The 18,207-nt window shown below is 37.4% G+C and carries 20 protein-coding genes; all 20 read right to left on the reverse strand.

Annotated features, from left to right (window positions below; all coding sequences use genetic code 11):
• Window positions 1-260 precede the first annotated feature (260 nt).
• The 20 genes from dprA to smc all read right to left on the reverse strand — a co-directional run bounded on the left by dprA (window position 261) and on the right by smc (window position 18,140).
• The gene (dprA, locus tag J0N78_RS07430) at window positions 261-1,136 is read right to left on the reverse strand and encodes a DNA-processing protein DprA (RefSeq protein ID WP_209122397.1); all 876 of its coding nucleotides are present in this window, start codon (window positions 1,134-1,136) and stop codon (window positions 261-263) included.
• A 127-nt stretch (window positions 1,137-1,263) separates the two neighbouring features.
• Window positions 1,264-2,172, reverse strand: a complete 909-nt coding sequence (sucD, locus tag J0N78_RS07435; RefSeq protein WP_209122398.1) for a succinate--CoA ligase subunit alpha — start codon at window positions 2,170-2,172, stop codon at window positions 1,264-1,266.
• Between the two features lie 18 nt (window positions 2,173-2,190).
• Complete coding sequence (gene sucC, locus J0N78_RS07440) at window positions 2,191-3,351, reverse strand: ADP-forming succinate--CoA ligase subunit beta (protein ID WP_209122399.1); 1,161 nt, start codon at window positions 3,349-3,351, stop codon at window positions 2,191-2,193.
• A 195-nt stretch (window positions 3,352-3,546) separates the two neighbouring features.
• Window positions 3,547-3,825 (reverse strand): DUF3905 domain-containing protein, encoded by a 279-nt coding sequence (locus J0N78_RS07445; protein WP_209122400.1) that lies wholly within the window; start codon window positions 3,823-3,825, stop codon window positions 3,547-3,549.
• Entirely contained in the window at window positions 3,825-4,010 is a 186-nt protein-coding gene (locus tag J0N78_RS07450; RefSeq protein WP_209122401.1) for an alpha/beta-type small acid-soluble spore protein, read from the reverse strand. Before J0N78_RS07450 ends, J0N78_RS07445 begins: the two co-directional genes overlap by 1 nt.
• A gap of 134 nt (window positions 4,011-4,144) precedes the next feature.
• Window positions 4,145-4,417, reverse strand: coding sequence for an EscU/YscU/HrcU family type III secretion system export apparatus switch protein (locus J0N78_RS07455; protein WP_209122402.1), 273 nt, complete (start codon window positions 4,415-4,417; stop codon window positions 4,145-4,147).
• Window positions 4,414-6,180 (reverse strand): hypothetical protein, encoded by a 1,767-nt coding sequence (locus J0N78_RS07460; protein ID WP_209122403.1) that lies wholly within the window; start codon window positions 6,178-6,180, stop codon window positions 4,414-4,416. Before J0N78_RS07460 ends, J0N78_RS07455 begins: the two co-directional genes overlap by 4 nt.
• Before the next feature lie 21 nt (window positions 6,181-6,201).
• Complete coding sequence (locus J0N78_RS07465; protein WP_209122404.1) at window positions 6,202-6,981, reverse strand: ribonuclease HII; 780 nt, start codon at window positions 6,979-6,981, stop codon at window positions 6,202-6,204.
• Window positions 6,982-7,135: 154 nt separating this feature from the next.
• The gene (ylqF, locus tag J0N78_RS07470; RefSeq protein WP_209122405.1) at window positions 7,136-7,990 is read right to left on the reverse strand and encodes a ribosome biogenesis GTPase YlqF; all 855 of its coding nucleotides are present in this window, start codon (window positions 7,988-7,990) and stop codon (window positions 7,136-7,138) included.
• A 9-nt stretch (window positions 7,991-7,999) separates the two neighbouring features.
• On the reverse strand, window positions 8,000-8,554 hold the full coding sequence (gene lepB / locus J0N78_RS07475; protein ID WP_209122406.1) for a signal peptidase I: 555 nt from the start codon (window positions 8,552-8,554) through the stop codon (window positions 8,000-8,002).
• A gap of 202 nt (window positions 8,555-8,756) precedes the next feature.
• Window positions 8,757-9,101 (reverse strand): 50S ribosomal protein L19, encoded by a 345-nt coding sequence (rplS, locus tag J0N78_RS07480; RefSeq protein WP_209122407.1) that lies wholly within the window; start codon window positions 9,099-9,101, stop codon window positions 8,757-8,759.
• 152 nt (window positions 9,102-9,253) lie between these two features.
• Window positions 9,254-9,937: a tRNA (guanosine(37)-N1)-methyltransferase TrmD gene (gene trmD / locus J0N78_RS07485; RefSeq protein ID WP_209122408.1), complete on the reverse strand. Its 684-nt coding sequence runs from the start codon at window positions 9,935-9,937 to the stop codon at window positions 9,254-9,256.
• Entirely contained in the window at window positions 9,938-10,456 is a 519-nt protein-coding gene (gene rimM, locus J0N78_RS07490; RefSeq protein ID WP_209122409.1) for a ribosome maturation factor RimM, read from the reverse strand.
• A gap of 7 nt (window positions 10,457-10,463) precedes the next feature.
• Window positions 10,464-10,862 carry a YlqD family protein gene (locus tag J0N78_RS07495; protein WP_209122410.1) on the reverse strand — a complete coding sequence of 133 codons (399 nt, stop codon included), beginning with the start codon at window positions 10,860-10,862 and terminating at the stop codon, window positions 10,464-10,466.
• Between the two features lie 102 nt (window positions 10,863-10,964).
• A complete protein-coding gene (locus J0N78_RS07500; RefSeq protein WP_209122411.1) occupies window positions 10,965-11,207 on the reverse strand; it encodes a KH domain-containing protein in 243 nt (80 codons plus the stop codon).
• 192 nt (window positions 11,208-11,399) lie between these two features.
• Window positions 11,400-11,672, reverse strand: a complete 273-nt coding sequence (gene rpsP, locus J0N78_RS07505; protein ID WP_209122412.1) for a 30S ribosomal protein S16 — start codon at window positions 11,670-11,672, stop codon at window positions 11,400-11,402.
• A gap of 90 nt (window positions 11,673-11,762) precedes the next feature.
• Window positions 11,763-13,109 carry a signal recognition particle protein gene (gene ffh, locus J0N78_RS07510; protein ID WP_209122413.1) on the reverse strand — a complete coding sequence of 449 codons (1,347 nt, stop codon included), beginning with the start codon at window positions 13,107-13,109 and terminating at the stop codon, window positions 11,763-11,765.
• 13 nt (window positions 13,110-13,122) lie between these two features.
• Window positions 13,123-13,455, reverse strand: coding sequence for a putative DNA-binding protein (locus J0N78_RS07515; RefSeq protein ID WP_209122414.1), 333 nt, complete (start codon window positions 13,453-13,455; stop codon window positions 13,123-13,125).
• Window positions 13,456-13,553: 98 nt separating this feature from the next.
• A complete protein-coding gene (gene ftsY, locus J0N78_RS07520; RefSeq protein ID WP_209122415.1) occupies window positions 13,554-14,561 on the reverse strand; it encodes a signal recognition particle-docking protein FtsY in 1,008 nt (335 codons plus the stop codon).
• A 12-nt stretch (window positions 14,562-14,573) separates the two neighbouring features.
• The gene (gene smc, locus J0N78_RS07525; RefSeq protein WP_209122416.1) at window positions 14,574-18,140 is read right to left on the reverse strand and encodes a chromosome segregation protein SMC; all 3,567 of its coding nucleotides are present in this window, start codon (window positions 18,138-18,140) and stop codon (window positions 14,574-14,576) included.
• Window positions 18,141-18,207: the final 67 nt, after the last annotated feature.

Below are 18,207 nucleotides of genomic sequence, written 5' to 3' on the forward strand. Positions count from 1 at the left end.
ACATTTTTAGCATTTGTCAAACATTACTTATAATTTTCTTTTAAATATTGAACATTTTCTCCTAATTTTAATAGGCTCTTTCCTCAGAGATTGTTGCTTTTAGCTTTTGGACCGTAAGCCATGCGGATGCTTGGCTCTTCACGCATAGCGTGAAGGTTTTGAAAATAAAATAGCCGTTCAGACAAATGAATTTGTCTTGAAAAGGCTATTTTATTTTCAAAAAACGGTCCAAAAGCAACAAAGTTTACGAAAACAGCCTTTTAATAAGTTAATTCGCTTAAAATATCACTTGCATTTTGTATTAATTTCGCTCCATTTTGAATTAATTGATTTGTTCCCTCCGCTCTCTCTTCCAAAATAGAACCCGGAACAGCAAAAATCTCCCTTCCTTGCTCAAGACCTTGGTCTGCAGTAATTAGCGCTCCGCTTTTTGCTTTTGCTTCTACGACAAGTATTGCTCTACTCATACCACTAATGATTCGATTTCTAGCTGGAAATTGCCATCTTTGGGGCTTCTGATGAGGAGGATATTCGGAAATTAACAAATGATACTTTTCCATTCGTTTGGCAAGATAAACATTTTTTTTAGGGTATATATGGAATAGACCCGAGCCTAGAACAGCAACCGTTTGACCGCCTAAATCGATTGTTAGTTCATGTGCTTTCGTGTCAATACCTTCAGCAAGGCCACTCACAATCGTCCACTGGTTCAAAATAATTGAGGGTAATAGTTTATCAATGCTATGAAGTCCGTTTGACGAAGGATTTCTTGTACCAACAACAGCAAGAGTTTTTTGTGTTGATAAAAAATTTAAATCTCCTTTGCAATAAAGGATCCAAGGAGGGTCAAATATGTTTAATAACAGAGGAGGATATAGAGGATTAAATCTCGTTATTGGAGTAATTTGATGGAAGTTCAATTTCTGAATTATTTTGTCAATATTCAAGTTATGGAGGTCTAAGTAAAAAAGTTCAGCATGGGTTCGCTTCATTGAAAATTTTGTAATCAGTTCAGTAGGAGATAACTGATATACTTTAGCAAATGTTGGATCGTGTTCATAAAATGAATGAATAGTCTTCCAGCCTACACCGCGGCAGTGGTTCATATGAATTAATCGTTTATTTACAACTTCCATTTGATCACCTTATTTTAAATTAAATATTTAAACTACAAAAAAGAGGCTGAGCCAAGAGTAACAGGCACCTCCAACATAATATAGGAGATAATGCCTAACTCTTGACAGGACAGCCTCTTACTATCATTTAGTTTTTATGCGTAACACACTTTTCAAGAAGACCTTGCTCTTCAAGAACAGAGATTAGAGTTTCTCCCATAACTGATGGAGTTTCAGCTACTTTAATACCGCAGCTTTCCATTGTTTTAATTTTTTCAGCAGCCGTACCTTTACCGCCTGAAATAATTGCACCAGCATGTCCCATACGTTTACCTGGAGGAGCTGTTTGTCCGCCAATGAAACCAACTACAGGTTTAGTCATGTTAGCTTTAACCCATTCAGCAGCTTCTTCTTCTGCCGTACCACCGATTTCACCGATCATAATCACTGCATAAGTGTCTGGATCTTCATTAAACAGCTTTAATACATCGATAAAGTCTGTTCCATTAACAGGATCTCCACCGATACCAACAGCAGTCGATTGCCCAATGCCGTTTGTTGAAAGCTGGTGAACTGCTTCATAAGTTAATGTACCAGAACGAGAAACTACACCTACATGTCCTTTATTATGGATATAACCAGGCATAATACCGATCTTACATTCTTCAGGTGTAATAACACCAGGGCAGTTTGGTCCAACTAGACGAGTTTTCTTGCCTTCCATAAAACGTTTAACTTTAATCATATCGTTTACAGGAATACCTTCAGTGATACAAATTGCTAAATCAAGCTCTGCATCGACTGCTTCCATAATCGCATCTGCTGCAAATGCAGGTGGTACGTAAATAACTGTTGCATTCGCACCTGTTGCTTTAACTGCTTGCTCAACTGTATCAAATACAGGAACACCTTCGATTTCTGTTCCACCTTTTCCTGGTGTAACTCCACCTACAATATTTGTACCATATTCAATCGCTTGTTGCGTATGGAATAAACCTGTAGCACCAGTAATCCCTTGTACAATAACCTTTGTATCTTTGTTAATAAGGATACTCATTCTCCACGTCCCGCCTTTCTATTTCACTAGAGATACGATTTTTTGTGCACCGTCAGCCATAGAGTCAGCTGAAGTGATGTTTAAACCAGACTCTTCAAGAATTTTCTTACCTTTATCTACGTTTGTTCCTTCAAGACGTACAACAAGTGGCAATTCTAAGCCAACTTGTTTTGTAGCTTCAATTACACCTTGTGCAATGATGTCACACTTCATAATACCACCGAAAATGTTAACGAAAATTCCTTTAACATTTTCGTCTGAAAGGATGATCTTGAATGCTTCTGTAACTTTTTCTGCAGTAGCACCGCCCCCAACATCAAGGAAGTTAGCAGGATCACCTTTGTAGTGTTTAATGATATCCATCGTTGCCATCGCAAGTCCAGCACCATTAACCATACAACCGATATTACCATCTAACGCGATGTAGCTAAGGTCATATTTTGAAGCTTCAATTTCTTTTAAGTCTTCTTCGTCTAAATCGCGATATTCTAAAATATCCTTTTGACGATATAAAGCATTTGAGTCAAAGTTTAATTTTGCATCAAGTGCCATTACTTTCCCATCTCCAGTAGTAACAAGCGGATTAATCTCTGCGATTGAGCAATCCTTTTCTGCGAACACTTGATAAAGACCCATCATAAATTTAACAGCTTGATTCACTAGTTCTTTAGGAATATTAATATTAAAAGCTAATCTACGAGCTTGGAATCCTTGTAATCCTACAGCTGGATCAATATACTCTTTGAAGATTTTTTCTGGAGTTGCTTCTGCAACTTCTTCGATTTCCGTTCCACCTTCTTCAGAAGCCATCATAACAATACGAGAAGTTGCACGGTCTAAAACAAGTCCTACGTAATATTCTTTTTGAATATCGCAACCTTCTTCAATAAGTAAGCGCTTTACTTCTTTTCCTTCTGGACCTGTTTGGTGAGTAACGAGAACTTTTCCTAAAATTTCTTGAGCGTATGTACGAACTTCATCAAGGCTTTTAGCAACCTTGACACCGCCTGCTTTACCACGGCCACCGGCGTGGATTTGTGCTTTTACAACACTAACGCTAGAACCTAATTCTTTTGCAGCTTCAACTGCTTCTTCCACAGAAAAAGCCACTTTTCCATTTGGTACTGCTACTCCGTATTTACGAAGGAGCTCTTTACCTTGATACTCGTGGATATTCATTCTCTCTCCATCCTCCTATCAATTGTATCCATTTTGAATAGACACTTGACTACATGCCTGTCCAATACAGATATTTCGTGATGAATTGTCAAATTCCTTTTTTATTTTAACACTTTTTAAATTTTTTTGGAGGGATTAACCCTCCAAAAATTTAAAAAATAGACACATTTTCTTCATTTTTCACTGTTATTCTCTTCATTTCCTGTTTTTTTCTCTTTTTTTTGGTCGAGTTCCCGTTAATCCATCGTTACCGTAAGTGACATTAATCGACGGATGCATAAACATTGAACCAGGGGGTGTCATTTTTTCTTCGACTACTTCACACTCAGATGAATCAGCAAACCCTTTATTCTCTAATGGAGCATTCTCTTCTTGAACCCAATGATCACCTGACAATTGAGCAGGGTCAACGTTTTCATCCCAATAATCTAAAGGTGTTTTTGGGTTAGGTTTAAACTCTCTATCCTTCCCCATTATTCACACTCCTCCACTTCATTATTTTTGTTTGTCTTTGACATGATTTTCTTTGTCATACTTCGACTAATCGCATCCATTTCTTGAATACTTCGGTGAACACCAAATTCCATTGCGATTTCTTCACGATAATTTTGGAGCATTTGTTCACATTCAGGAACAACTAATAAATTCCTTTTAGACATCGTCTCACTCCTTTTTAGCATCTACATGTAGTATGTCCAACGAGTTTGAAAGAATGAAAGGAGTTTCGTTTTAGTACTTGTAAAATCGTATGTACACTTTTTTCGTAAGTTTACTCGTTCGATTACATTAATTGTTAATCTACATTTTTATCTATTCGATATATAAATGCAAAAACTTCAGCTACTACTTCGTATAATTCACTTGGGATGGTTTCATTTATCTCTATTTGACTAAGTAACTCAACTAAAGATGTGTCTTCTTGGATCGGGATTTGGTTTTCCTTTGCTAGGGCAATAATTTCCTGTGCAACAAAACCTTTTCCTTTTGCTTTGACACGCGGGGCATCGTCTGATGATTCATTGTACGTAAGCGCAATAGCTGCTTGTGTTTTTTTTCCATTTTTCATATTCTTACATCCACCCCTTCATATTCGTATCTTTGTGTATATGCTTTTTGAGCCGGACCATTCATTAATTGTTGCTTTTTATAATGGATCCACTTCACATTAGAAAGTGTATATCCTAGTTCAGCAAGCTGTTTTTTTAACAAAGGTTGCAGTGTGTTGATTAATATATCAGGTCGTTCATTCTCATTAAACACTTGTAAGGTAATTATTTTCTGCTGAATTTGTACGTCAACAATCGTTTCTTTTAAATGCGCTAAATTTAGATAAAAAAGGATTCGACAATGATTAGGATTGACTTTTCCCTCAGGTGTCCTTTTCCCTTCCCATTGCACGGTAAGCTCAGTTTGCCATTCACCAAGTTGTACCGGAATTTGTAAAAACGTATGCAAAATAGGACCTTGCATTTCTTGCGCTAGCATTTGCTGACCTGTTATTCTTTGGATCATTAAATCCACCTTATCCTTCATCGCTGTAGAAAGGTGTAATTGGTTAAGTTGTAACAATAGACTTTTTAGCTGTTCTCCATAATTATTATTACTAGCAGTTGTTTGGGCTTGAAAAAATTGAGCAAGTTCTCTTTCATGCAAATAGCCGACACTTGCTATCATTCGTAACAATTGACTAGCTATCGTGGAACGTTCACCTTTGTGTTCATTATGAACAGATTGATTCAACATAAATGTTAACGCATCACTTTCCTTAGTCGACAATTCAGGTAATGTACGTTGTATACGTAATAACTGCTCGGTTATTTGGGTTGCATTCACTTTACTTTGAAATAATTGCAAAAGTAATTGAAGTTGTTGTTGTTGATCTACTTTAGCAACTGGTTGTTCTAAACGTGGAAGAAGAACTTGGAAAAGCGTCTTTCCGTCTAAAGAATGTAGAGACGTTGGTCCAGCCTCATTTTGGAGCAATGTTGGCCATAATTTCGCTACCTTTTGTTGATTTACTGGATCAATCAATTGCGCCTTGAATTGCTCAAATAATTGATCGACTGTAATATTCGTTGCCATTATACCTGTTCTATGTAAAAGCTGAATTGCACCTTCACGATCAACTCCTGAGGTACCTCCTGAAGAAGCTGAATAAAGTAATTGAATAAACGGATGTTTCCCCTCAGGTATTTGCATCTCTTTCATCACCATTTGTAATCCGTTTAAATAAGGTCGTAAATCAGAATTTTCCTTCTCTAAATGCTGCAACGAAGAATGAAGTTCAACTATTTGGGAGAGCAGTGGTGTTTGTGAATAGTTCATCGCTCTTATGGCATAGAAGCTTTCTAGTGTCATCGGAAAATTTTTCTGGAATAATATCGTTAAAATTTGAAGACCTTCTTTATTTATTAAACCAGATTGTTGCAATAAGTGAGCTGCTTTTTCAAATACATCTTTCGTAAAGGGGATTTGCTCTGTAGCAAGGTGACGAATTAATACTTCATTTACTTTGTTCCATGAAATACCAAGCTGTTGTAGAACTTGAGCTTGTGTTTGTTGTCCGTCTCTACGAACAGCATTATGATCAAGAATTTTTAGTTGTGGAACACCTCCTGCTCGCACAACTTCTAACCAGTACGTTTGTCCGGCTGTTAATGGTGCTTCAAGCTTCGCAGAAACCGTAATATTTCCTAATTGAAGTGCCGCTATATTGTTTGGGAAAAATTTCATAATCCTCCCTTGAAACAATTGGCCTTGGGAAAGGTGAAGTTTTTGTGGTTTTAGATTAGATACTCTCTGACCTAATTGCTGAATCTTATTAAACAACAGGACACCCCCTTACATTAACTACTTTGCTATAGTTTCTTTTACAGGACTAAAACTCAATCGATGCTCACCTTGAATAATCCCTAATGTTTCAATCGCCTGTAAATGTTCTTTCGTTCCGTACCCCATGTGACGCTCGAAACCATATTTTGGATAGCTATTACCAAGCTGCTGCATATAACGGTCTCTTGTTACTTTTGCTACAACAGAACTAGCAGCAATTGAGACACTTCTTGCATCTCCTTTAATAATTGAAGTTTGTGGTATCGATAATGGTAGTTTCATAGCATCAATTAATAAATGCTCTGGCTGTTTATCTAACCCTTTTATAGCCTCTATCATCCCTTGTTTTGTCGCTTCATAAATATTGACGTTATCAATAATTTTGGCAGAAATAATAGATGTATTTAAAGTAATTGCTTCATTTTGAATAATTTGAAAAAATTCTTCTCTTTTTTCTTTTGATAGTTTTTTAGAATCGGTTAAACCCGGTAAAAAAAAGTCCCTCGGCAAAATCACCGCACAGCAAACAACAGGTCCTGCTAATGGACCACGACCAACCTCATCAATACCTGCAATCCATTCTATTCCTTCGTCACGAAGTTTATATTCGTATTGACTCATCTCAACAAACATTTCACGCAATAATTCTTCTTTTTCTATTTGTTTTTGATATTTTTCAATGAGCTTTTGAACACCTTTTCGCTCATCATTTTGAATACTTTGATATAGTTCATCGGATAGTTCATTCTCATTTTGAAACAATAATTTTTCGATTTGCTTAATTGTAAACTGGTTCATATTTAATTTATCTCCTCTTAGTCTTACTTATTATATCGGTTTGTTACTGTCATATTTTTATTAAGTAACCATGAAAAGTGAAATTCCTTTATTCTACGACAAAAAAAGAAAATACGCAGTGATCAATGATGGCAGACCACTGCGTAAATCCACATTATAGATACTCATCTGGTGTTTCTAACGTAATTCTTCCTAATTTTCCAGAACGAAGCTCGCGTAAAATAACCTCGGCAGTTTTATCGTAATCAATATAACCACCACTTTGTAAAAATCCACGCTTTCTGCCAATTTCGTCAAAAAGTTGTACTCCATCCTCTGGAATTGTATCAAGTTTAAAGCGTTCTTTCACTTGTCCTTCATAACGCTCTTTTAAATAATTAAGTACAAATAATGCGACATCTTGAAAATCAAGTAACTCATCTTTTATCGCGCCAGTTGCCGCTAAACGAAAACCGATTGCTTGATCTTCAAATTTAGGCCACAAAATTCCTGGTGTATCTAAAAGCTCCATTTCATTCCCAACTTTAATCCACTGTTGCTGTTTTGTTACACCCGGTCGATCTCCTGTTTTAGCAATCTTTTTCACCGCAAGGCGATTAATTAATGTACTTTTTCCAACATTAGGTATACCGAGGATCATGGCTCGTATCGCTCTTGGCTTCATCCCACGAGCTTGCATCTTTTCTAGTAATGGCGATGCAAGCTCTTTGCAGCTCGGGCTAATAGCTGAAACTCCTTTACCAGATTGGCTATCAATGGCTAGAACTTTTACACCTTGCTTTGTAAAATAATGTTTCCATTGATCAGTCACTTTAGGGTCAGCTAAATCAGCTTTATTTAATAAAACAAGTCGCGGCTTATTTGTCACAATCTCATCGATCATTGGGTTTCTTGATGACATTGGAACACGTGCATCTAGTAACTCGATGACGACATCAATCAGTTTTAGCTTTTCTGTCACTTCCCGGCGAGCTTTGGCCATATGCCCTGGGAACCACTGTATCGTCATAGTTAACACCTACTTTGCAATTCGAATATCAGAGAACGGCCAAAATACAAAATTAGCCTCTCCCACTACTTCATCATATGGTATAAAACCAATATCCCGACTATCTAAGCTTCTTCTGCGATTATCACCCATAACAAATAAATAGCCTTCAGGAACAACTACCGAATTCGTAACTTCTTCTAATGTGAAGTCGTATGTAAGTGTTGAACCATCATTTATTTCTTCTTTTAATTCATCCAAATAAGGCTCTTCATAGATTTCACCGTTAATATATAAAGTGTCATTAATAAATTCTATAGTATCTCCTGGTAAGCCAATTACTCGTTTTATGTAGTCACTTTCTTCACTTGCATGGAAAACAATAATATCAAATCGTTCAGGTTCCCCAATGGTATACCCTATTTTATTAACAATCATACGGTCACTATGATGTAAGGTAGGAACCATTGACTCTCCTTCAACTACAATTGGTGCAAACAAAAAATAGCGAATAAGCACAGCTAACAGTAAAGCAATCAGAACTGCTTTTATCCACTCGTACGTTTCGCTTCTCCCAAAATTCATAGTCCATCCTCCACAATATATATTATCTATTATGAGGAATAATTTTTCTTCCCTATCTTAGATCATATCACAACTTAATTTAGAAAACACGATTTTCGACAAAGTTACAAAATCAAAATGACGTCTTATCTATTAGTTCAAAAATTATCATAAAGTGTAAAAAGGAGCTTGATAATCAAGCCCCTTCCTTTTTGTCATACAATTATCGAATTTCTTTAATACGCGCTGCTTTACCACGAAGGTTACGTAAGTAGTAAAGTTTAGCACGACGTACCTTACCGCGACGCTTCACTTCAATCTTATCGATTTTCGGTGAATGTAATGGGAATGTACGCTCAACACCTACGCCATAAGAAATTTTACGTACAGTAAAAGTTTCACTGACACTTGTTCCACGACGCTTGATGACTACACCTTCAAACACCTGAATACGCTCACGGTTACCCTCAACAACTTTTACGTGTACACGTAAAGTGTCTCCAGGACGAAACGCTGGAATATCAGTGCGTAGTTGTTCTTTAGCGATTTCACGGATAATATTGCTCATCCTATTCCCCTCCTTCCATCCAAGATGCTCATAACAGTCTTTCTACCTGCAGCGGAACATCGTAATCATGGGCCATAGCCACAACGAGTATAATAACATATTTTTCATTATAGAACAAGTAATTATTTAGAAATTAACGAATGTAATGCCAACTATTCGTTTAATAAGTCCGGACGGCGTTGTTTCGTTCGTTTTAAAGACTGTTCGTAGCGCCATTCTTTTATCTTTTCATGATGACCCGATAATAAAACATCAGGCACTTTCAGCCCGCGAAAATCAGCAGGTCTCGTGTAGTGCGGATGTTCTAACAATCCCGTTGAAAACGAGTCAGTAACAGCGCTAGTCTCATTTCCTAATACACCTGGTAAAAGTCGAGTGACACTATCGGTAATTACCATCGCTCCAAGCTCTCCGCCCGTTAATACGTAATCACCGATCGATATTTCATCCGTAACTAAATGCTCACGAATACGTTCATCAAACCCTTCATAATGACCACAAACTAAAATGAGATGATCTTCTTGAGCAAGCTGCTCTGCTTTTTTTTGCGTATAGCGTTCCCCCTGTGGACACAATAAAACAATTCTTGGTTTTGACTTTTGCTGCGTCTCTACTAAATCATCAACTGCATCAAAAATTGGTTGGGGCATTAATACCATTCCTGCTCCCCCACCATAAGGGTAGTCGTCGACCTTCTTATGTTTGTTTTCTGCGTAATTCCGAAAGTCGACAACATTAAATGAAACATGTCCTTTTTCAGCAGCATGCTTTAAAATAGAAGCTCCAAATACACCGGTGAACATCTCTGGAAATAACGTCAAGATATCTATCTTCACTTAAATTAACCCCTCAAGTAATTCAATTGTCACTATTTTATCAGTGATGTTTACATCTTTGACAACATCATCAATATATGGAATTAATATGTCTTTTCCACCTTCTTTTGATTGTATAACCCAAACATCGTTAGCCCCAGGCGACAGTACTTCTTTTATTTTACCGAGTTCTCGACCTTCCTCGGTATAAACCTGACACCCGATTATTTCATGATAATAAAATTCCCCTTCCTCAAGCTCACCTAGTGCTGCTTCAGATACTTTTAAAAGTCCACCTTTGAACTTTTCAACTTCACTAATGTTTGAATAACCTTCAAACGTTAATAAATCAAAGTTTTTATGCTTACGGTGAGTTTCAACGATAACTCGTGTCATTTCAGGCAGTGCTGGATGTTCAATGTAAAGCTCTGCACCACTAGCATAACGTTCTTCTTCAAAGTCCGTCGTCGAAATTACGCGTACTTCCCCTCGAATACCATGGGTGTTAACGATTTTACCTACTTTAAACCACTTTGTCATGTTCGTTTCATCCTTTTCTAATTTCGTGAACAATTCCATCCTTAATAATAATTTCTGCTTCTGAAAAAATATCATCCCAATTATCGCCAATCTTTACTTCACAGATCGATTGAACTGTACCATCCCGCAATTCTGTACCAATTTCTAGTTTATTCAGTTGATGGACTTTAAAATCGATTCCTCTCAATTTTTCTTCTCGCTGTTTAATCTCTTTTTGAAAACTATTTCTCAAGCTATGATTTTGTTCATGACTTGAATGTTGCTTTATTTTTTTATGTAGTTGAAACTTTAATTGTTCTAATTCTTTTACGACTTGTTCCTTTTCAAAGTGTAATTCATTTAACAGTTGATCTTTTCTTTTTTCCGTTAAGACTTGCTTTATAGCAACTGTTTTTATTACCTTCATGTTTCACCTCATTTATCAAAAGGGTCAATTTCTTCACTATTTGACTATGTCTTCTTTTATTTTATAGAAGCTTATACAAAAATAAAAGGGTGAGGTTTCCCCCTACCCTTTTACTTCGTCAACAATATCAATGCGGATACGCTTATTTGTATTGGTCGCAGCCGCATGAACGACAGAGCGAATAGCTTTGGCTATGCGCCCTTGCTTTCCAATGATTTTGCCCATATCGTCAGGATGAACTGACAATGCAAGGTGAACAGATTGGTTATCAGTCGTTTCTGTGACATGAACTCTTTCGGGATGGTCAACAAGAGCCTTTGCAATATGTTCAACTAACTCTTTCATTGCATTCCCTTTCTTTTCAGACATAATAAGGTTGTTCAAAAAGTCCGGGAAAAATAGCTGTCGAGTCTCTTCGTTGACTCGCTTCTGCGTTGCTCATGTATTTATTAATATACACTGTGCTACTCGAAGCTTCGTCGCCTCGACCTTCTCGGCTCTTTTTGTCCTCCTTTTTGAACTCGATTATAATGCTGATTACTTACTGTTTTTTTCGTTGTGTAGCTTTTCCATAATACCAGCTTTAGAGAAGAGGTTACGAACTGTGTCAGAAGGCTTTGCACCTTTTAACATCCAGTCTAAAGCTTTTTCTTCTTTAATTTCAACTTTTGCTGGTTGAGTTAGCGGATTGTAAGTACCGATTTCCTCAATGAAACGTCCATCACGCGGTGCGCGAGAATCTGCTACAACTACACGATAAAATGGGGCTTTTTTAGAACCCATACGTTTTAAACGAATTTTAACTGCCATTCGTTGTACACCTCCAAATAATTTCACACAATAATTTATATTATAGTAATTTTCACTAGCTTGCAACTAGGAAAAAATGAAAAACTAAATTTAAAATGGGAATTTAAAAGGCATTTTTCCTTTTTTCTTCCCTTTCCCCATGTTCGTCATTTGCTTCATCATCTTCTTCATGTCTTCAAATTGCTTTAAAAGACGGTTTACATCTTGAATTGACGTCCCACTTCCTTTTGCAATTCTACGACGACGGCTCGCATTAATAACACTTGGGTCTTGCTTTTCTTGCTTCGTCATGGATCGGACAATTGCTTCTACACGGCCGATTTGTTTATCATCGACCTGCAGGTTTTTCATGCCCTTCATTTTATTCATTCCTGGCATCATACCTAGAATTTCATCTAGTGGGCCCATATTTCGAACTTGATCAAGCTGCTCTAAAAAATCATCAAACGTAAAGTCCATCGTTCGCATTTTTCTCTCAAGCTCACGCGCTTTTTCTTCATCAACATTTGCTTGCGCTTTCTCAATTAAAGTTAATACATCACCCATGCCAAGAATTCTTGATGCCATTCGCTCAGGATGGAACGGTTCAAGTTGGTCTACTTTTTCACCCATACCCGCAAATTTAATGGGAGTATTGGTTACCGATTTAACCGATAATGCAGCACCACCACGAGTATCTCCATCAAGCTTAGTTAATACAACACCAGTAATATCTAACTGCTCGTTAAAGCTCTCAGCCACATTAACTGCATCTTGCCCCGTCATAGCATCAACAACGAGTAAAATTTCATCAGGCTTTGCAATTTCTTTCACCTGTTTTAACTCATCCATCAACTCTTCATCAATATGCAATCGACCTGCAGTATCAATAATAACATAATCATTATGGTCTTCTTTTGCTTTTTTAATCGCTTCTTCAGCGATTTGCACTGGGCTTACTTGATCACCAAGAGAAAACACAGGCATATTTAGCTGCTTCCCTAATGTTTCTAGCTGCTTAATTGCTGCTGGCCGATAAATATCCGCAGCTACGAGCATCGGATTACGATTATGTTTTTTCCGTAAGTGATTGGCTAATTTCGCGGTCGTTGTCGTTTTACCAGCACCTTGCAAACCGACCATCATGACAACTGTCGGTGGCTTGCTAGCGACTACAATTTTACTCTGTTCTCCGCCCATTAAAGCTGTTAGTTCTTCGTTAACGACTTTAATAACTTGTTGACCGGGAGTTAAGCTCTTTAATACTTCTTGTCCGATGGCACGTTCTTTCACACGTGCAATAAATTCTTTTACGACTTTAAAATTAACATCCGCTTCTAATAATGCAAGTCGAACTTCTCGCATCATTTCTTTAACATCAGCTTCTGTTACTTTCCCTTTACCACGGATTTTCTGCATCGTACTCTGCAGTCGTTCCGCTAAACCTTCAAATGCCATTGGCCGTCGCCTCCTACTCTAGTTTTTCAAGAGCTTCGATGACGCTCATGATCTCTTCAGGAGTCGCTTCTGGTTTTAAGATTGCCGATTTTAACTGTGCAATATAGTTGGAACGCTGCTCGAACTTTTCGAGGAGCGATAATTTTGCTTCGTATTCCTCTAGCATTGCCTCAGTCCGCTTGATGTTATCATAGACGGCTTGACGGCTAATCTCAAATTCTTCGGCAATTTCACCTAGGGAGAAGTCATCTAAATAATAGAGTTCCATATATTGTCGTTGCTTAGATGTTAATAAGGACTGATAGAAGTCGAATAAATAGTTCATCCTTAAGGTTTTATCGAGCAAACGGACCATCCCCTTGTTAAGTGAATTCCCTTTACAAGAGAACATACTACACGAAAAGAAAATGAGTGTCAAGTTTTTTTCTTGAAAGACCTTTTTTCTTACGAATTTGCCTCTTCTTCTTCTTCAAGCTTTTCTTCAAGCACGTCTTTAAAAAGTCCATAAACAAATTGTTCAGCATCAAATGGCTGTAAGTCATCCATTTTTTCACCTAAACCGACGTATTTTACTGGAATATCTAATTCATGACGAATTGCAAGTACAATTCCACCTTTAGCTGTTCCGTCAAGTTTCGTTAATACAATCCCACTAACATCCGTTGTTTCACTAAACTGTTTCGCCTGGCTCATTGCATTTTGTCCTGTCGTTGCATCTAATACGAGAAGAACTTCATGGGGTGCATTTGGTACTTCTCGTTCGATGACTCGCTTTACCTTTTCCAGCTCTTTCATGAGGTTAACTTTATTTTGCAGACGACCGGCAGTATCACATAAGAGGATGTCAGCATTTCTTGATTTTGCTGCTTGAACAGCATCAAACATTACGGCCGCAGGGTCACTTCCTGCTTGCTGTTTAATAACATCAACGCCAACTCGCTCCCCCCATACTTCTAGCTGCTCGATCGCACCAGCACGGAATGTATCCCCAGCAGCTAGTAACACAGATTTTCCTTGTTCTTTAAACATATGGGCCATTTTTCCAATTGTCGTTGTTTTTCCTACTCCATTTACGCCAACAAATAATATAACCGTCATCGTATCTTCTTGGATATTAAGCGACGTGTCTTCTTCTTCTTTTTGCAGAAGTTCAGCTAACTTTTCTGAAATGACAGGTTGTATTTCAGATGTATCTTTAATATTACGAAGTCTAACTTCATCTTTTAAGTCATCAATCAATTCCATGACCGTTGCAACGCCGACATCTGAACTAATTAACAGTTCTTCTAATTCTTCAAAAAAATCTTCGTCTACTTTACGATAGCGAGCAACAAGTTCATTCATTTTACCGACGAACGAATCCCGTGTCTTTTCTAAACCCGTTTTAAATTTTTCTGTAACAGATTCCGTTTGCCCCGTAATTTTTTCTTTTAACTTTTTAAAAAAACTCATGGTATTTCCTCCTTAGTTCTCAATCAATTCTTTCGTATCTTCTAATTTAACAGAAACAAGCTTAGACACACCTGACTCTTGCATCGTTACACCATATAACACATCGGCTTCCTCCATCGTCCCTTTACGATGGGTAATGACGATAAATTGAGTTTGTCCACTAAATGCTTTTAAGTAAGAAGCAAAACGGTTAACATTAGCCTCGTCTAAAGCTGCTTCTACTTCGTCTAGTACACAAAATGGTACAGGCCTTACCTTCAGAATGGAAAATAGGAGTGCGATCGCTGTTAATGCACGCTCTCCACCCGACAATAAAGCAAGGTTTTGAAGCTTTTTCCCTGGTGGTCTAGCCATAATGTCAACACCTGTTGTTAAAAGTTGTTCTGGGTTTGTTAATACTAAATCTGCATGCCCACCGCCAAATAACTGTTTAAAGACGACTTTAAAATGAGCGCTAATTTGATCAAATGTATCTTTAAAGCGTTTTGTCATTTCTTCATCCATTTCCATAATAACATTAAATAAATTTTCTTTTGCCATCACTAAATCTTCTTTTTGCTCATGAAGAAATTGATGACGTTCACTGACACGTTCATATTCTTCAATCGCTCCTAAGTTTACCGTTCCAAGCTCTTCGATTGCGAGTTTTATTAATTTCACTTTCGTCTTTGCTTCCTCAACAGGTAGCATTAGAGGATGTTCGTTTTGTGCGGCCTCATAACTTAACTCATATTCTTCACGCAGTAGTGTTAAACGATTATCAAGTTGAACATCGTAGCGATTTGTTAGTACTTCACATTGATGTAATTCATCAAGCAATAATTTCAAATGACCTTTTTCGATTTTCAAACTTTCTTCTACTTCATCTAATACACGTTGTTTTTCAATACGCTCATTTCGAATCTGACTAATGAATGAAATGGTTTGATCTTTTTTCTTGCGGCTTGCTTCTATTTTCGTTTCAAGATGGTCCTCACCACTCGTATTATCACTCATTTCATGCTCAAGTAACCAATACTGCTCTTCTGTATCTTTTAACACCGAAGTTACTTCCTCAACTTCATCCATAAATCGGGTGACTGTATCACGCTGATTCACCAGCCGCTCTTCTTCTTTTGCCATATTGACTTTAAGGTCGGTCAACTCAACTTGCATCGTTTCCTTTGATGTTTGCTGTAACTTTTTTTTTGCTTCAATTTCTTTGACTTGACTTTCAAGAAGAGCGGTTGTTGCAGAGGATTGCTCAAGCTCAGTCGATAGCGATTCTAAGCGACGTTCAGCTGTTTCTTCGTCTTTTGAAAGCATGTCTTGTTCTCTATCAAATAAAGCTAGCCGTTCGTTCACACTTTTCTCTTCTAATTCAACTTCACGCAGAAGGTCTCTTGCTTCTCGTTCAAACTCTCGAGCAGCTTCTCCAGATTGTCTCAATTGCAGTAGTTTTTGTTCATTTTCCTGTAACTGTTGCTTGAGCTCTTTTACATATGTTTCTAATTTGGATGTTTTTTCTTCCATTCCAGTAAGCTTTGCTGTTAAGTCTTCTAATTCTCGTTGCCGTCCAAGTAGAGGTGTCGTCTTTTGCTTAATCGCTCCTCCTGTCATTGAGCCTCCTGGGTTAACAACATCTCCCTCTAACGTAACGATACGATTACTAAAGCCGATTTTTCGAGCCAAGTTATTTGCACCCTCTAAATTTTTTGCAATTATAACATGTCCTAATAGATTTCCCATCACCTGTTCATAGCGTTTATCATACTCGATTAGTTGGGATGCGACTCCAATAAAGGCTTCATCGTTTTCAATTTGATGAATTATGTCCGCTCTAACACCTCTTCCTTTAATGACAGGTAACGGTAAAAATGTAGCTCGACCAAATCCATTTTTTTTCAAAAACGAAATCGCTTGTCTCGCAGCACCTTCCGTTTCAACAACGATATGTTGAGTCGCTCCCCCTAAAGCAATTTCAAGCGCAGTTTCATATGGCTTGGGAACATTAATTAACTCAGCTATCGCACCAACAATTCCTTGTAAATGTTTATTTCTAGCTTTTAATATCTCCTTAACGCCTTGGAAGAAGCCCGAAAAATCAGCTTGCATTTCTTCAATTACGTCTTTCCTAGACCGGACTTGTTGTATTAAACGAAATGCTTCATACAGCTGTGATTGACGAGTGTCATACTCTTTATTTAACTTTTCAAGCTTTGCTTCTAACGCTCGGTATTGATCTACGATTTCGTGTAGTTCATCTTGTCGTTGATTAACAAGTAGTTCGTAATCTTCCTTCTTACTCAACACTTGTTTACGTAATTGTATTAGCTGATCGTTATCATCAACTAATCTTTTCTTTTTCCGCTTCGATGTAGCGACTTGCTCTTCTAAGTAGCGGATCTCATTTCGGATCGATGCTTGCTCATTTACGATTTCTATGTAGTCTGACTTCAAACGATCCAGTTCACTTTCTAGATCTTCTTGTGCTACAGCAAGCCTTTCTTTTCTATCGTTTAACTCATTCTTTTTGTCTTGAAACTCTTTTTCCATTTTTCTGAGTAATTCTTTTTCGTCTGCAAGCTGTTTTTCAAGGAGCTGTTTTTTTTCCTTAAGATCATTGATCGTTTTAATGAGTTGGTCACGATTATAGTGAAAATTCTTTTTTCGTTCCTTTAATACTTCTTTTTGCCCTTCACTTTTTTCTAACGTCTCACTTGCTTGAAGCAATTCTTCTTGAAGTTGGTTTAAGGAGTTATCAAGTTGACGCATTTCAGTGCGTATTGTTTCAGAAGTCTCTTCTTTTTGCTTAATTTTTTGAGAAAGTTCATCACGACTTTGTTCTAAGCTTTGTAGCTTTTCTTTTTCTTTTGTCCATTTTTCATGAAGTTCAGTAATTTCATAAACCATCAAAGCCACTTCTACTTCTTTTAATTCGTCTTTCTTTTCTAAGTAGTCTTTTGCAATTGATGATTGAATGCGTAGTGGCTCAATTTGACCTGCTAATTCATGAAGAATATCTTCAACCCGGTTTAAATTTTCTTGAGTTTCCCACAGTTTTTTCTCAGCCTTGAGCTTTCGATTTTTATATTTAAGCACACCAGCAGCTTCTTCAAAAATGACTCTGCGGTCATCCGCTTTACTGCTGAGGATTTCTTCTACTTTTCCTTGTCCAATAATAGAAAAAGCTTCCTTACCTAGGCCAGAATCCATAAATAAATCAACAATGTCTTTTAGCCTACATGTTTGCTTATTAAGTTGGTATTCACTTTCTCCTGAGCGGTATACACGCCGTGTAACACTTACTTCCGTGTAATCTATGGCTAAATGTTGATCTTGATTATCAAGAACTAATGTAATCTCTGCAAAGTTTAAAGGCTTTCTCGTATCACTACCTGCAAATATAATGTCTTCCATTTTTGAACCGCGTAGTGATTTAGCTGATTGTTCACCAAGTACCCAACGTATTCCGTCAGAGATATTACTTTTTCCACTTCCATTAGGGCCAACCACTGCTGTTACACCAGAGTCAAATTCAATTGTCATCTTGTCAGCAAATGACTTAAAGCCCATTACCTCGAATCGTTTGAGGAACATGATTCCTTCCCCCTCAATTTTTAGAACATGATTTATAGCCAAGAATGGCGAAAATCGATGTTTTTTC

The organism is Alkalihalobacillus sp. BA299 (assembly GCF_017745675.1).
GTDB lineage: Bacteria > Bacillota > Bacilli > Bacillales > Bacillaceae_F > Alkalihalobacterium.